The sequence below is a fragment of the Streptomyces sp. SID13031 genome, from assembly GCF_010548305.1.
Classification (GTDB): domain Bacteria; phylum Actinomycetota; class Actinomycetes; order Propionibacteriales; family Kribbellaceae; genus Kribbella.
The window spans coordinates 858772-876085 of sequence record NZ_JAAGLV010000001.1; the positions used below are offsets into that span (position 1 = coordinate 858772).

General features: G+C 69.2%; 19 protein-coding genes. 11 read left to right on the forward strand and 8 right to left on the reverse strand.

What is annotated here, in order from left to right; translation table 11 throughout:
- The gene (locus G3I17_RS03675) at nt 1-1287 is read left to right on the forward strand and encodes a hypothetical protein (RefSeq protein WP_203589648.1); all 1287 of its coding nucleotides are present in this window, start codon (nt 1-3) and stop codon (nt 1285-1287) included.
- Here the strand turns inward: G3I17_RS03675 and G3I17_RS03680 are convergent.
- Nucleotides 1284-1469, reverse strand: coding sequence for a DUF5703 family protein (locus tag G3I17_RS03680; RefSeq protein ID WP_164593897.1), 186 nt, complete (start codon nt 1467-1469; stop codon nt 1284-1286). The two genes, G3I17_RS03675 and G3I17_RS03680, sit on opposite strands and share 4 nt — an antisense overlap.
- A gap of 34 nt (nt 1470-1503) precedes the next feature.
- Nucleotides 1504-2445, reverse strand: a complete 942-nt coding sequence (locus G3I17_RS03685; protein WP_164593899.1) for an aldo/keto reductase — start codon at nt 2443-2445, stop codon at nt 1504-1506.
- 51 nt (nt 2446-2496) lie between these two features.
- Here G3I17_RS03685 and G3I17_RS03690 point away from each other — a divergent pair, with 51 nt between their 5' ends.
- Nucleotides 2497-3555, forward strand: coding sequence for an LLM class F420-dependent oxidoreductase (locus tag G3I17_RS03690; RefSeq protein ID WP_164593901.1), 1059 nt, complete (start codon nt 2497-2499; stop codon nt 3553-3555).
- 6 nt (nt 3556-3561) lie between these two features.
- Nucleotides 3562-4389: an undecaprenyl-diphosphate phosphatase gene (locus G3I17_RS03695; RefSeq protein WP_164593903.1), complete on the forward strand. Its 828-nt coding sequence runs from the start codon at nt 3562-3564 to the stop codon at nt 4387-4389.
- Here the strand turns inward: G3I17_RS03695 and G3I17_RS39655 are convergent.
- Together G3I17_RS39655 and corA are read right to left on the reverse strand one after the other, a co-directional pair.
- Nucleotides 4323-4592, reverse strand: a complete 270-nt coding sequence (locus G3I17_RS39655; RefSeq protein WP_203589649.1) for a hypothetical protein — start codon at nt 4590-4592, stop codon at nt 4323-4325. The genes G3I17_RS03695 and G3I17_RS39655 overlap by 67 nt on opposite strands.
- 48 nt (nt 4593-4640) lie before the next feature.
- Nucleotides 4641-5615, reverse strand: coding sequence for a magnesium/cobalt transporter CorA (gene corA / locus G3I17_RS03705; RefSeq protein ID WP_343238190.1), 975 nt, complete (start codon nt 5613-5615; stop codon nt 4641-4643).
- A 49-nt stretch (nt 5616-5664) separates the two neighbouring features.
- Between corA and G3I17_RS03710 the strand changes: the two genes are divergently transcribed.
- Genes G3I17_RS03710 through G3I17_RS03720 form a run of 3 tightly spaced genes read left to right on the forward strand, consistent with a single transcriptional unit; the run spans nt 5665 to nt 7751 of the window.
- The gene (locus tag G3I17_RS03710) at nt 5665-6375 is read left to right on the forward strand and encodes an MSMEG_4193 family putative phosphomutase (RefSeq protein WP_164593907.1); all 711 of its coding nucleotides are present in this window, start codon (nt 5665-5667) and stop codon (nt 6373-6375) included.
- Between the two features lie 12 nt (nt 6376-6387).
- A complete protein-coding gene (locus G3I17_RS03715) occupies nt 6388-6963 on the forward strand; it encodes a DUF3090 domain-containing protein (RefSeq protein ID WP_164593910.1) in 576 nt (191 codons plus the stop codon).
- Nucleotides 6960-7751, forward strand: a complete 792-nt coding sequence (locus tag G3I17_RS03720; RefSeq protein ID WP_164593912.1) for an SCO1664 family protein — start codon at nt 6960-6962, stop codon at nt 7749-7751. Before G3I17_RS03715 ends, G3I17_RS03720 begins: the two co-directional genes overlap by 4 nt.
- A 42-nt stretch (nt 7752-7793) precedes the next feature.
- Here G3I17_RS03720 and G3I17_RS03725 read toward each other — a convergent pair whose 3' ends face one another.
- A complete protein-coding gene (locus G3I17_RS03725; protein ID WP_164593915.1) occupies nt 7794-8681 on the reverse strand; it encodes an AraC family transcriptional regulator in 888 nt (295 codons plus the stop codon).
- 90 nt (nt 8682-8771) lie between these two features.
- On the opposite strand from G3I17_RS03725, the gene G3I17_RS03730 reads away from it, so the two are divergent.
- Nucleotides 8772-9581, forward strand: a complete 810-nt coding sequence (locus tag G3I17_RS03730) for an NAD(P)H-binding protein (RefSeq protein ID WP_164593918.1) — start codon at nt 8772-8774, stop codon at nt 9579-9581.
- 83 nt (nt 9582-9664) lie between these two features.
- Nucleotides 9665-10885 carry a cysteine--1-D-myo-inosityl 2-amino-2-deoxy-alpha-D-glucopyranoside ligase gene (mshC, locus tag G3I17_RS03735; protein WP_164593920.1) on the forward strand — a complete coding sequence of 407 codons (1221 nt, stop codon included), beginning with the start codon at nt 9665-9667 and terminating at the stop codon, nt 10883-10885.
- A 72-nt stretch (nt 10886-10957) separates the two neighbouring features.
- Here mshC and G3I17_RS03740 read toward each other — a convergent pair whose 3' ends face one another.
- The 3 genes from G3I17_RS03740 to G3I17_RS03750 all read right to left on the reverse strand — a co-directional run bounded on the left by G3I17_RS03740 (nt 10958) and on the right by G3I17_RS03750 (nt 13597).
- Complete coding sequence (locus G3I17_RS03740) at nt 10958-11851, reverse strand: hypothetical protein (protein WP_164593923.1); 894 nt, start codon at nt 11849-11851, stop codon at nt 10958-10960.
- A gap of 25 nt (nt 11852-11876) precedes the next feature.
- Entirely contained in the window at nt 11877-12662 is a 786-nt protein-coding gene (locus tag G3I17_RS03745) for a L,D-transpeptidase (RefSeq protein ID WP_164593926.1), read from the reverse strand.
- 89 nt (nt 12663-12751) lie between these two features.
- Nucleotides 12752-13597: a PAC2 family protein gene (locus tag G3I17_RS03750; RefSeq protein ID WP_164593928.1), complete on the reverse strand. Its 846-nt coding sequence runs from the start codon at nt 13595-13597 to the stop codon at nt 12752-12754.
- Nucleotides 13598-13785: 188 nt separating this feature from the next.
- Between G3I17_RS03750 and G3I17_RS03755 the strand changes: the two genes are divergently transcribed.
- From G3I17_RS03755 to G3I17_RS03765, 3 genes are all read left to right on the forward strand, one after another.
- The gene (locus G3I17_RS03755; RefSeq protein WP_164593930.1) at nt 13786-14436 is read left to right on the forward strand and encodes an HAD family phosphatase; all 651 of its coding nucleotides are present in this window, start codon (nt 13786-13788) and stop codon (nt 14434-14436) included.
- 40 nt (nt 14437-14476) lie between these two features.
- Entirely contained in the window at nt 14477-16048 is a 1572-nt protein-coding gene (locus G3I17_RS03760) for an ABC transporter substrate-binding protein (protein ID WP_164593933.1), read from the forward strand.
- A gap of 285 nt (nt 16049-16333) precedes the next feature.
- Nucleotides 16334-17296 carry an ABC transporter permease gene (locus tag G3I17_RS03765; RefSeq protein WP_164594221.1) on the forward strand — a complete coding sequence of 321 codons (963 nt, stop codon included), beginning with the start codon at nt 16334-16336 and terminating at the stop codon, nt 17294-17296.
- Nucleotides 17297-17314 lie beyond the last annotated feature (18 nt).

The following is a 17314-nucleotide window of genomic DNA, read 5'->3' on the forward strand; positions in this document are numbered from 1 at the left end:
GTGAAAGCTCGTCGGGATGCGCTGTTTCTGTTGGCCGGCAGTGGTTCTGCGGATCTGGCGTTCAGGTTCGCGCAGGTGGCGTTGCCGTTGGTGGTGTTGCAGGAGACCGGGTCGGTTGCAGCGACCGGGCTGGCCGGTGGTTGCGCGGGGATCCCAGTCGTGTTGTCGCCGTGGTGGGCACGGCGGGCGCGGCAGTGGATCGATTCGGGGAACCGGCTGGCGATGCTGGCTGTCGTCCAGGCGGTGGCGCTGGCGATGGTTCCAGCGGCCTCAGCGCTTGGGATGTTGCACGCCGGCGTACTGATCGCGAGTGGGCTGCTGCTGGGGTGTGGGGACGCGTTGTCGAGCCCTGGGCGGAGTGCGCTGCTGGCTGACACCGGCGACCGTTGGGACCGCGAGTCGGTGCAGCTCGATGGAGCGGGTGCGAGGCGGGATCACGCGGTGGTGTTGCTGACGTGGCAGGACGGGGTTCGGCGGGTCGGGATGGTGGTCGGGTCGCCTGCCGGGGCGGTGGCGGTGGCGGCGGGTTTCACCGATGAGTTGTTGTGGGTGGAGGCGGTCGTAGTACTGGCGGCCGGTCTGCTGGCGATCGGGATCGTGGGGGAGCGCTCTCCAGAGGCAGCCGCGGTGCCGTCGATCCGCGCCAGTCTGGTGGGGCGGCCCGACGTCCTCTACGGGTGGATCGCGCGGGGGACGGGATCGCTGACCTGGTTCGCGTTTCCGCTGGGGTTGTCGGTGCTCGGTGCCGAGCGGGGGCAGCCGGGGGTGTACCTCGCGGCCGGGATGTCGGGCTACGGGCTCGGATCGTTGGTTGGCACGATCGCGTCCATGGCGGTCGTCCGCCGGGTCTCTGCGGCGCCGTTGGCAGGGCTCTCCTGGACGCTGATGGGGCTTTGCTGGATCGGGATGGGGATCTGGACGACGCCGGTCGCGATCGCCGCCCTGGCCGCGTTCTCCGGTATGACGCTGGTGCTGGGGATCGCGGCGATCTCGGCGGTCATCACGAGATCGTCGGTGGGAGCCGAGCGGCGCGCGTTGCTCTCGGGTCAGAGCGTGGTCGTGAACGCGGGGAGCGCGGCCGGTCTGCTGGTCGGAGGACCGGTGATCGCGATGGCCGGCGCCGAGCACACGCTGATCGGCTCAGGCGCGCTGACAGCGTCAGTGGCTCTCGGCGTACTGGCGGCGCGGACCAGCCTCGGCGCGTGCACTGTGACGTCGAACACAACCATGCGGTGTACGTCGAACCGAGCGTCTGGGTCAGGCGCGACCTCTGAGCGCGACCGCTAGAACGTCCGCATCACCTTGATGACGCGGCGGCGGAGCCAGACCCGGCGGGTGCCGTCGGGATAGCGCCTCAGCCGCGCGAGCTCCCAACCGCCGTACTCGGCGTGCTCCGTGAGCAGCCGCCGCACAGCCCCGCGCGTCTCCGTCCTCGACACCTCGAACTGCTGCAACTCGTATTCGGCCATCCGCACCTCCGAACTTTCCGGAACAAGCACTACCTCACGAAACATCCTCCAGCGCCGCCACGATGGCCGGCGGCAGGGTGAGTTCCTCCACGCCCAGTACCGACTTCAGCTGCATCGCCGTCCGGGCTCCGACGATCGCCGCGGTCACCCCGGGCCGGTCCCTGACCCAGGTGAGCGCCACCTCGAGCGGGGTCCAGCCCAGTCCGTCTGCGGCACGGGCGACCGCTTCCACGATGCCCGAACCTCGCCCGTCGAGATAGGGGTCGACGAATCTGGACAGATGCTGAGACGCCGCGCGCGAGTCAGCGGGAATGCCGGTCCGGTACTTCCCAGTCAACACACCCCGCCCAAGCGGCGACCAGGCCAGTACTCCGATGCCGAGCCCACCGGCAGCCCGGATCGCATCCGCCTCGGCGTCTCGGGCGAGCAGCGAGTACTCGACCTGGTTCGACACTGGCACCGCGCGCCCCGGCCACGCCTGCTGCCAGGTGACCGCCCGAGCGGACTTCCAGCCGGCGTAGTTGGAGACGCCGACATACCGGACCTTGCCCGAGTTCACCGCGTGGTCGAGCGCCGACAGCGTCTCCTCGAGCGGCACGTCGTCGGACCAGGTGTGGAGCTGCCAGAGGTCGATGTGATCGACGTTCAGCCGCCGTAGCGACCCCTCCAGATCGCGCAGCAACGCGCCGCGCGAGGTGTCCGTGATCCGCTCGCCGCGCCGGACGCTGAAGCCGGCCTTGGTCGCGATCACCAGGTCGTCGCGGTCGACCACGTCGCCGAGCAGCGACCCGATCAGCCGCTCGCTGTCGCCGTCGCCGTACGCCGCCGCGGTGTCGACCAGGGTGCCACCGGCGGCCACGAAAGCGGCCAACTGCTCCCGGGCCTCGTGCTCGTCGGTGTCGCGCCCCCAGGACATGGTGCCCAGGCCGAGCCTGCTCACCGTGAGGCCACTGTGACCGAGATAGCGCTGCTGCATGTGCCGAGCCTATTGCGGGTCACCGACAAGGGCTCGTTAGGCTCGCCTGTCATGCGACTCGGACTCAACATCGGCTTCGTCTTCGGTGGCGACGACCACCTCGATCATCTGAGGCTGGTGAAGGAGGCCGAGGCGCTCGGATTCTCGGTCACCTGGGCCGCGGAGGCGTACGGCTCGGACGCCGCCACGCTGCTCAGCTGGATCGCCGCCCAGACCTCGACCATCGACGTCGGGGCGGCGGTGTTCCAGATCCCGGCCCGGACCCCGGCGATGACGGCGATGACCGCGGCCACCCTCGACCGGCTGTCGAACGGCCGGTTCCGGCTAGGCCTCGGCGTTTCCGGGCCGCAGGTGTCGGAGGGCTGGCACGGCGTCCGGTTCGCCAAACCACTGACCCGCACCCGGGAGTACGTCGCGATCGTGAACTCGGCGATGCGCCGGGAGACGGTGGTGTTCGAGGGTGAACACTTCACCCTGCCGCTGCCCGACGGCCCCGGCAAACCGCTCAAGCTGTCCATCCGGCCGGTCCGCGACCACGTCCCGATCTACCTGGCCGCGGTCGGCCCGAAGAACCTCGAGCTGGCCGGCGAGATCGCCGACGGCTGGCTCGGCATCCTGAACGACCCCTCGTATCTGGGAGAGCAGTTGAACCACATCAAGGCGGGCCGCGCGGCCCGTCAGCCCGACCTGGGCCTTGACGGCTTCGACGTGGTGGCGTCGGTCCCGGTCGTGGTCGGGGACGACCTCGAGGCGGCCGCCGAGCCGATCCGCGGCTACACCGCCCTCTACATCGGCGGGATGGGCAGCCGGGAGAAGAACTTCTACAACGCCCTCGCGGTCCGGATGGGCTACGAGAAGGAGGCGAAGGACATCCAGGACCTGTACCTGGCCAAGAAGCACCGGGAGGCGATGGCCGCCGTCCCGCAGGGCTTCATCGACTCGATCTCGCTGCTCGGTGGCAAGGAGCGGATCGCCGAGAAGCTCACGGCGTACGCCGAAGCCGGTACGACGACGGTCGCGCTGACCCCGTTCGAGCCGACCGTCGAGCAGCGGATCGCCACGCTGCGCACGGTCGCCGAGGCCCTCGATCTCGCCGGGATCGGTGACTGAGCACCGATGACGATCTGGGACGCCATCATCCTCGGCATCGTCGAGGGTCTGACCGAATTCCTGCCCGTGTCCAGCACGGGCCACCTGACCATCGCCGCGAAGCTGCTCGGCCAGAAGATCGACGACCCGGCGGTCACCGCGTTCACCGCGGTGATCCAGTTCGGCGCGATCGCGGCCGTCGTGCTGTACATGTGGAAGGACATCAGCCGGTACGCCGTCGCCTGGTTCCGCGGGCTGCGCCACCCCGAGCACCGCGGTGAGTTCGACCACCGGATGGGCTGGTTCGTGATCGTCGGCTCGCTGCCGATCTGCATCATCGGGTTCCTGGCCAGGGACATCATCTCCGGCCCGCTGCGCAGCATGTGGTGGGTCGCGGGCTCGCTGATCGTCTGGTCGTTCTTCATGGTCGCGGCCGAGAAACTGGGCAGCAAAGCGCGGCCGCTGACCAGGATCACCCTGATCGACGCGATCGTGATGGGCCTGATCCAGTGCCTGGCGCTGGTTCCGGGCGTGTCCCGCTCCGGCGCGACCATCACGGCCGGCTTGTTCCGCGGCCTCGACCGGGTCGCCTCCACCCGGATGGCGTTCCTGCTCGGCATCCCGGCCCTCGTCGGCGCGGCCGTGTTCGAGCTGAAGGATGCGCTCAGCGGTCACATCGGCGTCGTACCGCTCCTGGTCGGCACGGTGGTCAGCTTCATCGTCGGCTACGCCTCGGTCGCCTGGCTGATCCGCTTCGTGGCCAAGCACTCGACCTCGATCTTCGCCTTCTACCGGGTCCTGCTCGGCGTCGTGATTCTGATCCTGCTGGCCACCAGCACGATCACCGCAACCTGAGCCCCGCACAACGCAGTACCCCGGCACAACGCAGTACCGGGCTCTCCTGGGGAGGAGAGCCCGGCGGCGGCGTCCTCGGCCGAGCCGGTACGGCGGAGCGCGTACCCCAGCAGGGCGCGGAAGTTGCCGTCGAAGATCTCACGGAACCGCAGCTCGTCGGGCGACACGGCACGGATCATCGGCCGGCTCGGCGTTGTCGTCATACCTGCCCCATGTCCGCCAGGATGGGGGTCGTTACAGGTCAACCACGATCAGAGCCAGCCCGCCTTGCGGAAGCCGCCGTACATGGCGGTGCAGGTGACGAGCATCAGGGCGAGGACGGCGAAGTAGCCGTAGTACCAGTGCAGTTCGGGCATGTTGTCGAAGTTCATCCCGTAGATGCCGGCGATCATCGTCGGGGCGACGGCGATCGCGACCCAGGCGGAGATCCGGCGCATGTCGTCGTTCTGCTGGACCGAGACGCGGGCCAGGTGCGCGTTCAGCGCCGAGCTGAGCAGGGTGTCGAGCGCCTCGGTCTGGTCGGCGACCCGGATCACGTGGTCGGCGACGTCGCGGAAGAATGGCGCCGCCTCGTGGCTGATCCCCGGTACGGCGCCGTGCGCGAACGCCTCGATCGGCTCCTTCAGCGGGCCGATCGCCCGGCGCATCTCCAGCACCTCGCGCTTCAGGGTGTAGATCCGGGCCGCGTCACTGGTGCGGCCGGACGAGAAGACCGAGGTCTCCACTTCGTCGACGTCCACCTCGACGGCCTCGGCGACCGTCTCGTAACCGTCCACGACAGAGTCGCAGATCGCCCAGAGGACCGCGGCCGGGCCGTGGCCGAGGACCGAGGCGCGCTGCTCGAGGTCCTGCCGGGCGGTGGTCAGTGGGACGCCCTCGCCGTGCCGGACGGTGACGACGTACCGCGGGCCGACGAAGATGCTGACCTGGCCGGTCTCGACGGCGTCCTCGGCGTCGACGTACCAGAGCGTGCGAAGGACCATCACGAACGCGTCGTCGTAGCGCTCGACCTTGGGGCGCTGGTGCGGTTCGAGCGCGTCCTCGACGGCGAGCGGGTGCAGGCCGAAGAGGCGCTGGACCCGGCCCAGCTCGGCCTCGGTCGGTTCGTACAGCCCGACCCAGCCGAACGCCTCGCCGTTGTCGTCGATCGCCTGCGCCACGGACTCCGGGTCCTTGGGCAGGTCGTGCCGCTCGCCCTCGGAATAGACCCCGCAATCCACGATCACGGTCACATCATGGCATCGGTGACTTGCCCGACCGGATAACGTGCGGTTTATGCCCACGGTGATTCTGGTCCGGCACGGACGCAGCAGTGCCAACACATCCGGCGTACTGGCCGGGCGGACGCCAGGGGTGAAGCTCGACGAGGCCGGCGTTCAGCAGGCCGCCGCGGTGGCCGAACGGCTCGCCGGCCTGCCGCTGGCCGCGATCATCACCTCGCCCCTGGACCGCTGCAAGCAGACCGCGGCGGCGATCGCGAAGCACCATCCAGCGTTGCGTCCGGCAACGGACCGGCGGCTGACCGAGTGCGGGTACGGCGACTGGACCGGGCAGAAGATCGCGACGCTGGCGAAGGACCCGCTCTGGGCGGTCGTCCAGCAGCACCCGTCGGGTGTCACGTTCCCGAGTGGCGAGTCGATGCGCGGGATGCAGCAGCGCGCGGTGGACGCGATCCGCGCCCACGACGCGGCGCTGGCCGTCTCGCACGGTGAGAACGCGGTCTGGGTGGCCGTGTCGCACGGTGACGTGATCAAGGCGATCGTGTCGGACGCGCTCGGCCAGCATCTGGACAGCTTCCAGCGGATCGTCGTCGACACCGCCTCGACCACGATCATCACCTACACCAGGACCCGGCCGTTCCTGGTCCGCCTGAACGACTCCGGCAGCGAGCTCACCTCGCTCGTCCCCAAGCCTCCGGAGAAGGCGAAGGGCCGCGCCAGGAAGTCCGCAGTGCAGTCCTCCGACGCCGTCGTCGGCGGACGGTAATAGGGTTTCGGTATGGCGCGCGTAGTGCATTCGTATGACGATCCGGACCGGTTCGTCGCCGGTACCGTCGGTGAACCCGGTGCCCGGACCTTTTTCCTGCAGGCCAGGGCGGGGATCCGGCTGACCTCGGTGGCCTGTGAGAAGGAACAGGTGATGGCGCTCGCGGAGCGGCTGGACGTGATGCTGGACGAGGTCGCGCGGCGGTTCGACCGGGAGCCGGCCGGGCCGGTCTCGGTCGACGACACCGACCCGCTGGAGCAGCCGATCGAGGAGGAGTTCCGGGCCGGCACGATGACGCTGGCCTGGGAGGCCGACGCCGAGAAGGTGGTGATCGAGGTCTTCGCGGTGGTGGCCGGCGAGCAGGTCGAGCTGGAGGAGACCGACCCGGTGGCGGCGGCGCTGGAGTCCGACGACGCCGAGGTGTTCGTCGTCCGGATCAGCGAGGAGCAGGCCCGCGCATTCGCGCGCCGGGCGGTCGCGCTGGTCTCGTCCGGCCGGCCGAGCTGCCCGTTCTGCGGCCGCCCGATCAATCCGGAGGGGCATATCTGCCCGCGCGCCAACGGCTACCGCAGGCACGTCCGCGAATGATCGACCCGGACCTGCTCGCGCGCGGCGAGCTGTCCCTGCTCGGCAGGCTGGTGGCTGCGTCCAACGGAACCTTCCAGGGCACCGTCAGCCTCGACGGCGAGTCGGCGACCGTCGTCTACAAGCCGGTCGAGGGCGAGCGCCCGCTGTGGGACTTCCCGGACGGCACGCTGGCCGAGCGTGAGTACGCGGCGTTCGTCGTGTCGGAGGCGCTCGGCTGGAGCGTCGTACCGCCGACGCTGCTCCGCGACGGGCCGCTCGGCATCGGCATGGTGCAGCTGTGGATCGACGAGGTCGAGCTGCCACCGGGCAAGACCGAGTTGGTCGACATCGTTCCGCAGGGCCGGGTGCCGAAGGGCTGGGTCGGCGTACTGGATGCGCTGGACGGCCGGCACAAGCCGGTGACACTGGTCCACGCGGACAATCTCCCGCTGCAGCGGATGGCCGTGTTCGATGCCGTGGTCAACAATGCCGACCGCAAGGGCGGGCACGTCCTCGACCCGGGCGACGGGCGGGTGTTCGGCGTCGACCACGGCGTCACCTTCAACGCCGACGACAAGCTCCGTACGGTCCTGTGGGGCTGGGCGGGCAAGCCGGTACCACCGGAGCTGCTCGAGGACGTGCGGAAGCTCGCCGACGGGCTGGCTGGTCAGCTCGGCGCGGAGCTGGCCGAGTTGATCACGGCCGTCGAGCTGACCACGACGCGTGAGCGCTGCGCGACGATGCTGAAGACGGGCAACTTCCCCCTGCCCAGCGACGACTGGCCCGCGATCCCCTGGCCGGCTTTCTAGCCCTCGACGGCCCTGCCCGGAGCCCGGGCCTGACCGGCTTGGCTAGACGGTTGCGGGTTGGCTCAGGTTGCTCGGGCTGACGCCGCGTTCGCGTTTGAAGGCGGCGCTGAAGCTGAAGGCGTCGGCGTACCCGATCCGGCGGGCGACGGCGCCGACCGAGGCACCCGGCTCGGCGAGCAGGTCGGCGGCCAGGGTCATCCGCAGGTCGGTGAGATAGCCGAGCGGGCTCTCGCCGGTGAGGTCGGTGAAGCGCCTGGCCAGCGTGGTCCGGGAGACGCTGGCGACCTCGGCGAGCGAGGCGAGCGTCCACGGGTCGGCGGGGGACCGGTGCATCGCCTGGAGCACCGGGCCGATCGTGGCGTCGCTGAGGGCGGCGTGCCAGCGGGGCGAGTTGAGGTCGAACCAGTCGCGCAGGGTGCAGACCATCAGCCAGTCCAGCAGCCGATCGAGGCTGACCTGCCGGCCGAGCTTGCCGGTCGCGAGGCTCGCCTCGATGTAGTCGCGCAGTGGGGTGCAGTCCTGGTCCTCGGCGACGACCATCACCGCGGGCAGCGCGTTGAGCAGGCGGCGGGGCATCTCTTGCCGGACGTAGTAGGCGCCGGCGAGCAGCACGGTACCGCCGGCTGACTCCGCCCCGATCGTCTCGGCCCCGATGGTGCCGTCGCAGCTGACGTCGATCGGCTCGGCGGCCGTACTGAGATCGGTGCTGAAGACGAAGGGGGCTGGACCACGGACGACCGCGGTCTCACCGGGCTTCACGGGTACGGCCTCACCGTCGACGGTGAGCCAGCCTTCGCCGCGCAGGGGTGCGCACAGGGTGAGGGCGGGCGCGTCGATGAAGCGCAGCGCCGAGCCCGCGGCCAGGGCCGGCGTACCGAGGACGGCGCCGTTCGCGCGGACGGCGTACAGGAGCTCGTCGAGGGGATCCATGTGCCCAAAGCTAGACGGTGGGACCAATGGACAGGTGGCCGGTGATCTCACACATGGTTTGCCGGCCTGCTGCGCGGTTGGGTTGTGGGTATGACGATTCTGGTGCTTGCAGCGACAGGGAAGACCGGCCGGCGGCTGGTCCAGCATTTACGGGCCGATGGCAACGAAGTACGGGCGGCCTCGCGGTCGGGGGAAGTACGGTTCGACTGGGACGAGCCGGCGACGTGGGCGGCGGTGCTGGCCGGAGTACGGGTGGTGTATCTCGTGGCGCCGGACGATCCGGCGCCGATCGAGGCGTTCGTGGAGCAGGCTGTGCGGGCCGGGGTGGAGCGGTTCGTCGTGCTGTCCGGGCGGAAGCTCGACCAGGCCGGCGGGCGGTTCGGGCACGGGATGCTGGCGGCCGAGCGGGTGGTGGCGGCGTCCGGGGTGGGGTGGACGATCCTGCGGTCGAACAACTTCAACCAGAACTTCGACGAGTACACGTGGCGTGAGCCGTTGCTGGCGGGGCGGCTGGCGTTGCCGATCGGGGCGATGGGGGAGCCGTTCATCGACGCTCAGGATGTCGTCGAGGTGGCTGCCGTCGCGCTGACCGGGGTCGGGCACTTCGGTCAGGTGTACGAACTGACCGGGCCGGATTCGCTCACCTTCGCCGAGGCTGTCCGGATGATGTCGGTGGCGAGCGGGCGGCCGATCGAGTATGTCGAGGTGCCCGCCACGGAGTACGAGGCGGGGTTGCTCGCCGAGGGCTATCCGGCCGAGGTCGCGGAGGAGCTGGGGGCGCTGTTCGAGGTGATGCGGGCGGGCCTCATCACCGAGCCCACCGACACCGTGGCGAAGCTGTTGAACCGGCCCGCGACCAGCTTCGCCGAGTACGTCGCACGAGCTTGGCAGCGGCCATAGCGCAGATCGGCCGGAATTGCGCGCCGGATCGGGGAGTGAGCCAGGTCGTGTCGCGAATTCGCTGACTAGATAGGCTCCGTCCTATGCAGGCGTGGACGAAACCAGAAATCCCGGTCGTACCCGGGCCGGCCCGGCGTCTTCGCCTCTACGACACCGCTTCGGCGGGGCCGGTGGAGGTGCCGCCGGACAGCGACGGGGTGGCGCGGATCTACGTGTGCGGGATCACGCCGTACGACGCGACCCATATGGGGCACGCTGCGACGTACGTCACATTCGACCTGATCAACCGGCTGTGGCGTGACGCCGGGTACGACGTGCACTACACGCAGAACATCACCGACGTGGACGACCCACTGCTCGAGCGTGCGACCGCGACCGGGGTCGACTGGACCGATCTGGCGCAGACCGAGATCCAGTTGTTCCGCGACGACATGACCGCGCTGCGGGTGATCCCGCCGCAGAACTACATCGGCGTGGTCGAGTCGATCGACCTGGTCACGAGCGCGATCGAGGACCTCCAGCGGGCCGGCGCGGTGTACTCCGTCGACGACGACCTGTACTTCGCTGTGAAGGCCGACCCGGCGTTCGGTGGCGTGTCCGGCTACACCGTCGAGACGATGCGCGCGCTGTTCGCGGAGCGTGGTGGCGACCCGGATCGAGAGGGCAAGCGCGACCCGCTGGACAGCCTGCTCTGGCGGGCCGAGCGGCCGGGCGAGCCGGCCTGGGAGTCGCCGTTCGGGCGGGGCCGGCCGGGCTGGCACGTGGAGTGCTCGGCGATCGCGCTGAAGCACCTCGGGATGACTTTCGACGTGCAGGGTGGCGGCAGCGACCTGATCTTCCCGCACCACGAGATGTCGGCCAGTGGCGCGCAGGTGGCGACCGGCGAGCACCCGTTCGCGCGGGCCTACGTGCACCAGGCGATGGTCGGGCTGGACGGCGAGAAGATGTCCAAGTCCAAGGGCAACCTGGTGCTCGTCTCCAAGGAGCGACTGGCCGGTACCGACCCGATGGCGATCCGGCTTGCGCTGTTGGCACATCACTACCGCACCGACTGGTTCTGGACCGACACCGACTTGTCGGCGGCGCAGGAGCGGCTGGACGTCTGGCGAGGCGCGATCGGCCGGGGGACTGGGCCCGATGGCGCCGCAGCGGTCGATGCGGTGCGCGCCGCTCTGACGAACGACCTGGACACGGCATCGGCACTCGCCGCAGTCGACCTCTGGGCCGAAACGAACGGCGACGACCCGGCGGCTTCTGCCCTGGTGGCCCAGGCCGTCGACGCACTACTCGGCATCCAGCTCTAGCCCGTACGCCCTACTGCCGCAGCAGCGCCGGGCAGGCCCAGATCTGGTGGGCTTGCCCCATGGTGGCGTGGGTCAGCCGGTGACCGGGTGGTGGGTTTTGACGGGGGTTGGGACCGGGGCGGCGGGGGCTTGGTCGGCGGGCGGGGCCGGCAGCGTGGTGGTCGGGCGGGTCGGCTTCGGGGTTGGCTTGGCTGCGGGTTTGGCGCAGGTTGCCGAGGCCAGGCGGATTACTTCGGTGCCGCCGCCGAGGTTGATCGTCAGGCCGGTGATGGTGAAGGAGCCGTCCGAGTGCTTGGCCTGCTCGTTGACGGTGATCGTCGCCAGGGGAGCGGCCGGGATCGTCGCACTCTTCTTCACGGTCGGTACTGCGATCCGCTGGCCCAGCAGGGTCAGTGCGCCGATGTCGACGCCGCCGGTGTCACCGGAGCACCAGACGTTGACGCCCTCGATGCCGAGCAGCGAACTCGGCGGTGTGAGCAGCAGCTTGCACAGGTCCGGCAGGTTCTTGACCGGCAGGTCGATCGTGCTGAGGTCCGGCAGCGGGATGCCGAGGTCGGGCAGCGGCAGCTTCGGGATCGGCAGGTCGTCGGCGCCGGTCGCGGGCAGCGTGTCGCAGCTCTTCTTCAGGTCAGGCGGCAGCTTGATCTGGCTGAGGATGTCCGGCCCGATGGTGATGTCGAACAGCTCGACCGAGGCGGCGTCGTTGCCCGCCGTCGCCGTCCCGGCGCGCACGGAGATCAGTGGGTTCTTCGGCAGTTCGAGCGCGGAGGTGCTGTGCCGCTTGCCGTCGAGGGACTCCGCGTACGGCGTCCTCGCGACCGGCACCTGTCCTTCGGCGCTGATCGCGTACGCCGAGGATGCCCGCGCGGCCGCGTTGCCCACCGGGGCACTGGCGACGAGCGTGAACGCCACGACACCGGTCACGGCCGCGAACGTCGTGATGGTCGGTACCAGCTGTCGTCGCATCGAGATCCCCACTTTCCGAAGGCGTCTACTTGCTGTCGATCAGGACGAGGGTCCCGAGCGGAACCTGCTGGAGCTTGCCGAGAGCGGTCTTCGGCACCCGGACGCAACCGGCGCTGATCGCCGCCCCGAACACGTCCGGGCTAGGCCAGCCGTGAATCGCGACCGTACCAGGACCGCCACCGAACGTGTCGAGAGTGGGACTGTGTGCACCCAACGGCAGCACGATCGGCGACGCGGACCGCTTGGTGTCGACGATGGAGCCGAGCAGGAAGGTGCGTCCGGGTGGCGTCGGCGTCTTCTTCGCGCCGACACCGGCCTTCCAGCTGCCCAGGCTCTTGCCTTGCTCGAACAGCTCGATCGTCCGCGATCCGGTGTGCACCCGGATCAGGTACGACGAGGACGCGCGATCCAGGTCCTCATCGCGCATCCAGCCCGTCGAGCGGTTCGGTTTCGACGGCAGCAGCACCCGCAGCCAGCCGTCGGATTGCTCGACGACGGGCAACCAGGTCGGCCCGAACTGGGTCGGTCCGATCTTGGCGAACGGTTCCGCATCCGGCGCGGAGTACAGGGCGGTCTGGGTGCGCGGGTGCACGACCAGACCGCCGGTCAGGGCGAACGGCTCGGGGTCGAGCGGCGCGGTGGTGATGGTGGTCTGCGTCGACGAGCCCTTCAGCGCGGTGAGGTCGACGGCGGCCTCGGCGTGCTTGCGGTTGCCGAGGATGCCGACGACCGCGACGGCGCCGAGTACCAGGAGCACGGCCAGTGCCCCGATCGACCCGCCACCGCGCTCGTCCGCGCGTACCTTGCGCATGCCAACTCCCCGTTTGCCAGCGTCCCGGACGACAATAGAACGCTTGAAGCGAAGAGGCTACTCCTCAGTACAGTCTCTTGAAGGCGCGGCTATTCGGGCCGGTCCGTGTTGCGCCGGCGCAGGTAGCGCTCGAACTCGGCGGCGATCGCGTCCCCACTGGCCTCGGGCAGGTCGGTGGTGTCGCGCTGCTCCTCGAGGGACGCGACGTACTCCGCGACCTCCGGATCCTCTTCGCTCAGCTCGTCCGCGCCGCGCTGCCAGGCGCGCGCCAGCTCGGGCAGGTCGCCCTCGGGGATCGGCAGGTCCAGCAACGCCTCGATCTTGCTGAGCAGGGCCAGCGACGCCTTCGGGCACGGCGTCCCCGCGATGTAGTGCGGGATCGCCGACCAGATCGACACGGCCGGTACGCCGAGGCTGGTGCACAGGTCGGCGAAGACGCCGGTGATACCGGTCGGGCCCTCGTAGCTCGACGGCTCGAGGCTCCACGACGCGGTCAGTTCGGGGTCGGACGACGACGCGGTGACCGGGATCGGCCGCGTGTGCGGCGAGTCGGCCAGCAGTGCGCCGAGAACGACGATCAGCTGCGCGTTCGACTCGTCGACCACTTCGAGTAGTTCGCGGCAGAAGCCGCGCCAGCGCATATTCGGCTCGATGCCGCGGATCAGCAGTACGTCGCGGCCGGTGTCGTCCGGACGCGCCAGGTAGATCCGGGTGGTCGGCCAGGTCAGCCGCCGGACGCCCTCGTCGTCGAACTCGACCTCGGGCCGCTTCACCTGGAAGTCGTAGTAGTCCTCGGGGTCGATCGCGAGGACGAGCTCGGCGTCCCACTCCTCGATCAGATGATCGACCGCTCCGGTGGCCGCCTCGGCCGCGTCGTTCCAGCCTTCGAACGCGGCGATCACGACCGGATCCCTCAGGTTCGCGAGATCTGCCACTCGCCATCCCCCGTCCTAGTCGTCTGTTGTGCCCTGCCGATGTGCCCTGCCGACTTCATCTGTTCTGCCCATCATGTGCCCGTGATGTGCGCAGCCGGACTGCCCAGCCTACGTGCAACGCGCGCCCGGCGGCGCGCGTTTCACAGCCAGCGGAAAGGGTGTCGGACGCGGTCCGTAGGATCAAGCCCATGACCCTCCAAGCGGTGCTCTGGGACATGGATGGCACGTTGGTCGACTCGGAGCCCGTCTGGGTGCGGGTCCAGATCGCCGTGCTCGCCGAGCTGGGTGCGACCTGGACGGCCGAGGACAGCATGACGCTGGTCGGCAGCGACCTCGCCGATGCGCTGAAGGTGTGGATGGCGCAACTGCCCGCCGGCACGATCGAGTCCGACGAGCTGGCCGAGCGGATCTACGGCGAGGTGGTCCGCACGCTGAAAGAAGGCGTCGTCCTTCGTCCCGGCGCGCTCGAGCTGCTGACCGGGCTGAAAGCGGCCGGCATTCCGTGCGCGCTCGTGTCGGCGTCGTACCGGCTGATGATCGAGACCGTGCTGTCGCACCTGCCGCCGGATCTGTTCGACGTGATCGTGGCCGGCGACGAGGTCCGCAACGGCAAACCGCATCCGGAGCCGTACCTGACGGCCGCCGCCGAGCTCGGTGTCGATCCCGCCGACTGCGTGGTGATCGAGGACTCGCCGGGCGGTACCCGCTCCGGTACCGCGGCGGGTGCTTTCGTGGTCGCCGTGCCGCAGTGGGTGACGATCCCGGAGGCGCCGCGCCGGCTGGTGCTGGAGTCACTGGAATCACTCAGCCCGGATGCGCTGCGCGACTTGCTCCGCTGAGGAGCTACCTTCTTCAAGTGCTGATGGGGGTGAGGTCGAGATGGTGACTGTGCTGAATCGTCGTGCCGTGTGGCTGGCGGCGGCCGGCCTGCTGGCGGGTTCGCTCGCCGCCTGCGGCAAGCCGAACGGCGACCACCCGAACCAAGGTGGCGCGACGCCGAAGGAAATGGTCATCAAGGTCGCGACGGCCGACTCGGTCAGCTCGCTCGACCCGGCCGGACCGTACGAGATCGGCTCCCGCACGCTGCAAGCCAACCTGTTCCAGACGCTGCTGACGATCCTGCCCGGCAAGCCGACGCCGGTGCCGGACGCCGCCGACTGCCAGTACGACGCGCCGACGACGTACACCTGCAGCCTGAAGAACGAGCTGACCTTCCCGAACGGGCACGAGCTCACCTCCTCGGACGTGAAGTTCAGCTTCGACCGGATGCTCCGGCTGAAAACGCCGGGTGGCCCGGCCGGCCTGTTCACGTCGCTGGCCTCGGTGACCACGCCGGACAAGCTGACTGCGGTCTTCACGCTGAAGAAGCCGGACGCGCGGCTGCCCTATCTGCTGACCACCACGGCCGCGTCGATCGTCGACGAGCAGTTCTATCCGGCGAACAAGCTGCTCAGTGACAACGCGATGGGCAGTGGGTCCTATCAGCTGAAGTCGTACCAGGCCGGATCGTCGGCGGTGCTCGGAAAGTTCAAGGGCTACCGCGGACCACGCGCGGCCCAGAACGACACCGTCGAGGTCAGCCTGCTGCCCGACGCGGCGTCGCTGACGCAGGCGCTGACCAGCGGCAAGGCCGACGTCGGGGTGCACGGGTTCGGGCCGGGGACGCTGGCCAAGCTGCGGGCCGGCGGCGAGCTGCAGGTGGTCGAGGGCGGTTCGGCCGAGATCCGGTTCTTCGCCTTCCACATGGGGTCGCTCGTCTCGCGCAAGCCCGCGGTGCGGCAGGCCGTGGCTCAGCTCATCGACCGGCCGGCCATCGCGAAGAAGGCGTACGACGATCACGTGACGCCGCTGTACTCCGTGGTGCCACCCGGGTTCTCCGGGCAGGTGGACGCGTTCCGGACGCAGTACAAGGATCCGAACAAGACGGCCGCGGCGGCGATCCTGCGCGCGGCCGGGATCATCACACCGGTGACGCTGAACGTCGGCTGGACGCCGGTCCAGTACGGTGCGGGCGCGAAGGCCGAGGTGCTGGAGCTGAAGCGGCAACTGGAGGCCTCGGGGCTGTTCAAGGTGGTTCTGCGCAGCGCGGACTGGCCGAAGTACCAGCAGTTGGCGGAGGCCGGGGCTTACGACCTCTACTACGCGGGTCTCTTCCCGGACTACCTGGACAGCGGTGACTATCTGCAGCCCTTCGTCCGCGATGGCGGTCTGTTCCAGAACGGCTGGCGCAACTCGGCGGCGAACCGGCTGATGGACACCGAGATCGCCGAGCAGAATCAGCTCGAACGCGAAGCGTCACTGACCGACCTGCAGAATCTGCTGGCCCAGGAGGCTCCGGTGATCCCCAGTTGGCAGGGCCGGCTGACGGTGGTCGCGGGCAAGGGGGTCGAGAACGTCGACAAGACGCTCGATCCGCTGTCTTTCATCTACTTCGCGCCGTTACGCAAGTAGCCCGGCGGCGAGGCGTGGGCTGGCCCGCCGGTGTCAGTGACAGTGTGTTGCCAAGAAGTCGCCCGCGACCCTCAGTAGGTGCATGCTGTACTGCGTGTTGTCCCACGATACGGGACGATTTCCTACTCATCACGATCGGGCAACGCAGCACTTTCGGCGTTTGACTCCGGCGAGTAATGACGGCAGGTTAAGGCGGCAGCCACCTGGATTCCGCGACTGGGATCCATTGACACAGGCAGGGGAACACGACGCGTGACGACACCACTCGAGGTCGAGCCCGGTTCGATGGCCGCAGATCCTGAGGCCGTCCTCAAGGGCGCCGGCAAGATCGAGGGGCGCTCGCTCGGCCAGATCGCCTGGACCCGGCTGAAGCGCGACAAGGTCGCGCTGGCCGGAGCCGTCGTGGTGATCCTGCTGATGCTGGTGGCGATCTTCGCGCCGCTGATCTGCAAGGCGATCGGTCAGTCGCCGAACCTGTACCACCAGGACCTGATCGACACCAAGGGCGGCACGCTGGCCCCGCTCGGCAAGTTCGGCGGTATCTCCTGGGAGCACCCGATGGGGATCGAGCCGGAGAAGGGCCGCGACATCTTCTCCCGGGTCGTCTACGGCGCCCGGGTGTCGCTGCTGATCGCGTTCCTGGCCACCCTGCTGTCGGTGGCGATCGGTACCACGATGGGCATCATCGCCGGCTTCTTCGGCGGCTGGGTGGATGCGCTGATCAGCCGGCTGATGGACATGTTCCTGGCCTTCCCGCTGATCGTCTTCGCGCTCGCGCTGGCCGGTGTGATGCCGGACGAGGCCTTCGGCCTGAAGGGCAACGCGCTGCGGATCGCCTTGCTGATCTTCCTGGTCGGCTTCTTCAACTGGCCGTACATCGGCCGGATCGTCCGCGGCCAGACGCTGTCGCTGCGCGAACGCGAGTTCGTCGACGCGGCCCGCAGCCTGGGCGCGCGCCGGCCGTACATCCTGTTCACCGAGCTGCTACCGAACCTGATCGGCCCGATCCTCGTCTACTCGACGCTGATCATCCCGACCAACATCTTGTTCGAGGCGGCGCTGTCGTTCCTCGGCGTCGGCGTGAACGCGCCGCTGGCCACCTGGGGCGGCATGCTGTCCGAGGCCGTGGCGTACTACACGATGCCGTTCTTCATGTTCTGGCCCGGGATGGCGATCTTCATCACCGTGCTGGCTTTCAACCTGTTCGGCGACGGGCTGCGCGACGCGCTCGACCCGCGCTCCCGCTGAACCAGACGCACCGACCGA

Bases quoted from the DNA above. Each gene is read 5' to 3' on its own strand.
- G3I17_RS03680 (WP_164593897.1), bottom strand. From the start codon at position 1,469: ATGGCCGAATACGAGTTGCAGCAGTTCGAGGTGTCGAGGACGGAGACG.
- G3I17_RS03685 (WP_164593899.1), bottom strand. From the start codon at position 2,445: ATGCAGCAGCGCTATCTCGGTCACAGTGGCCTCACGGTGAGCAGGCTC.
- G3I17_RS03690 (WP_164593901.1), top strand. From the start codon at position 2,497: ATGCGACTCGGACTCAACATCGGCTTCGTCTTCGGTGGCGACGACCAC.
- G3I17_RS03695 (WP_164593903.1), top strand. From the start codon at position 3,562: ATGACGATCTGGGACGCCATCATCCTCGGCATCGTCGAGGGTCTGACC.
- G3I17_RS39655 (WP_203589649.1), bottom strand. From the start codon at position 4,592: ATGACGACAACGCCGAGCCGGCCGATGATCCGTGCCGTGTCGCCCGAC.
- G3I17_RS03710 (WP_164593907.1), top strand. From the start codon at position 5,665: ATGCCCACGGTGATTCTGGTCCGGCACGGACGCAGCAGTGCCAACACA.
- G3I17_RS03715 (WP_164593910.1), top strand. From the start codon at position 6,388: ATGGCGCGCGTAGTGCATTCGTATGACGATCCGGACCGGTTCGTCGCC.
- G3I17_RS03720 (WP_164593912.1), top strand. From the start codon at position 6,960: ATGATCGACCCGGACCTGCTCGCGCGCGGCGAGCTGTCCCTGCTCGGC.
- G3I17_RS03725 (WP_164593915.1), bottom strand. From the start codon at position 8,681: ATGGATCCCCTCGACGAGCTCCTGTACGCCGTCCGCGCGAACGGCGCC.
- G3I17_RS03730 (WP_164593918.1), top strand. From the start codon at position 8,772: ATGACGATTCTGGTGCTTGCAGCGACAGGGAAGACCGGCCGGCGGCTG.
- mshC (WP_164593920.1), top strand. From the start codon at position 9,665: ATGCAGGCGTGGACGAAACCAGAAATCCCGGTCGTACCCGGGCCGGCC.
- G3I17_RS03740 (WP_164593923.1), bottom strand. From the start codon at position 11,851: ATGCGACGACAGCTGGTACCGACCATCACGACGTTCGCGGCCGTGACC.
- G3I17_RS03745 (WP_164593926.1), bottom strand. From the start codon at position 12,662: ATGCGCAAGGTACGCGCGGACGAGCGCGGTGGCGGGTCGATCGGGGCA.
- G3I17_RS03755 (WP_164593930.1), top strand. From the start codon at position 13,786: ATGACCCTCCAAGCGGTGCTCTGGGACATGGATGGCACGTTGGTCGAC.
- G3I17_RS03760 (WP_164593933.1), top strand. From the start codon at position 14,477: ATGGTGACTGTGCTGAATCGTCGTGCCGTGTGGCTGGCGGCGGCCGGC.
- G3I17_RS03765 (WP_164594221.1), top strand. From the start codon at position 16,334: ATGGCCGCAGATCCTGAGGCCGTCCTCAAGGGCGCCGGCAAGATCGAG.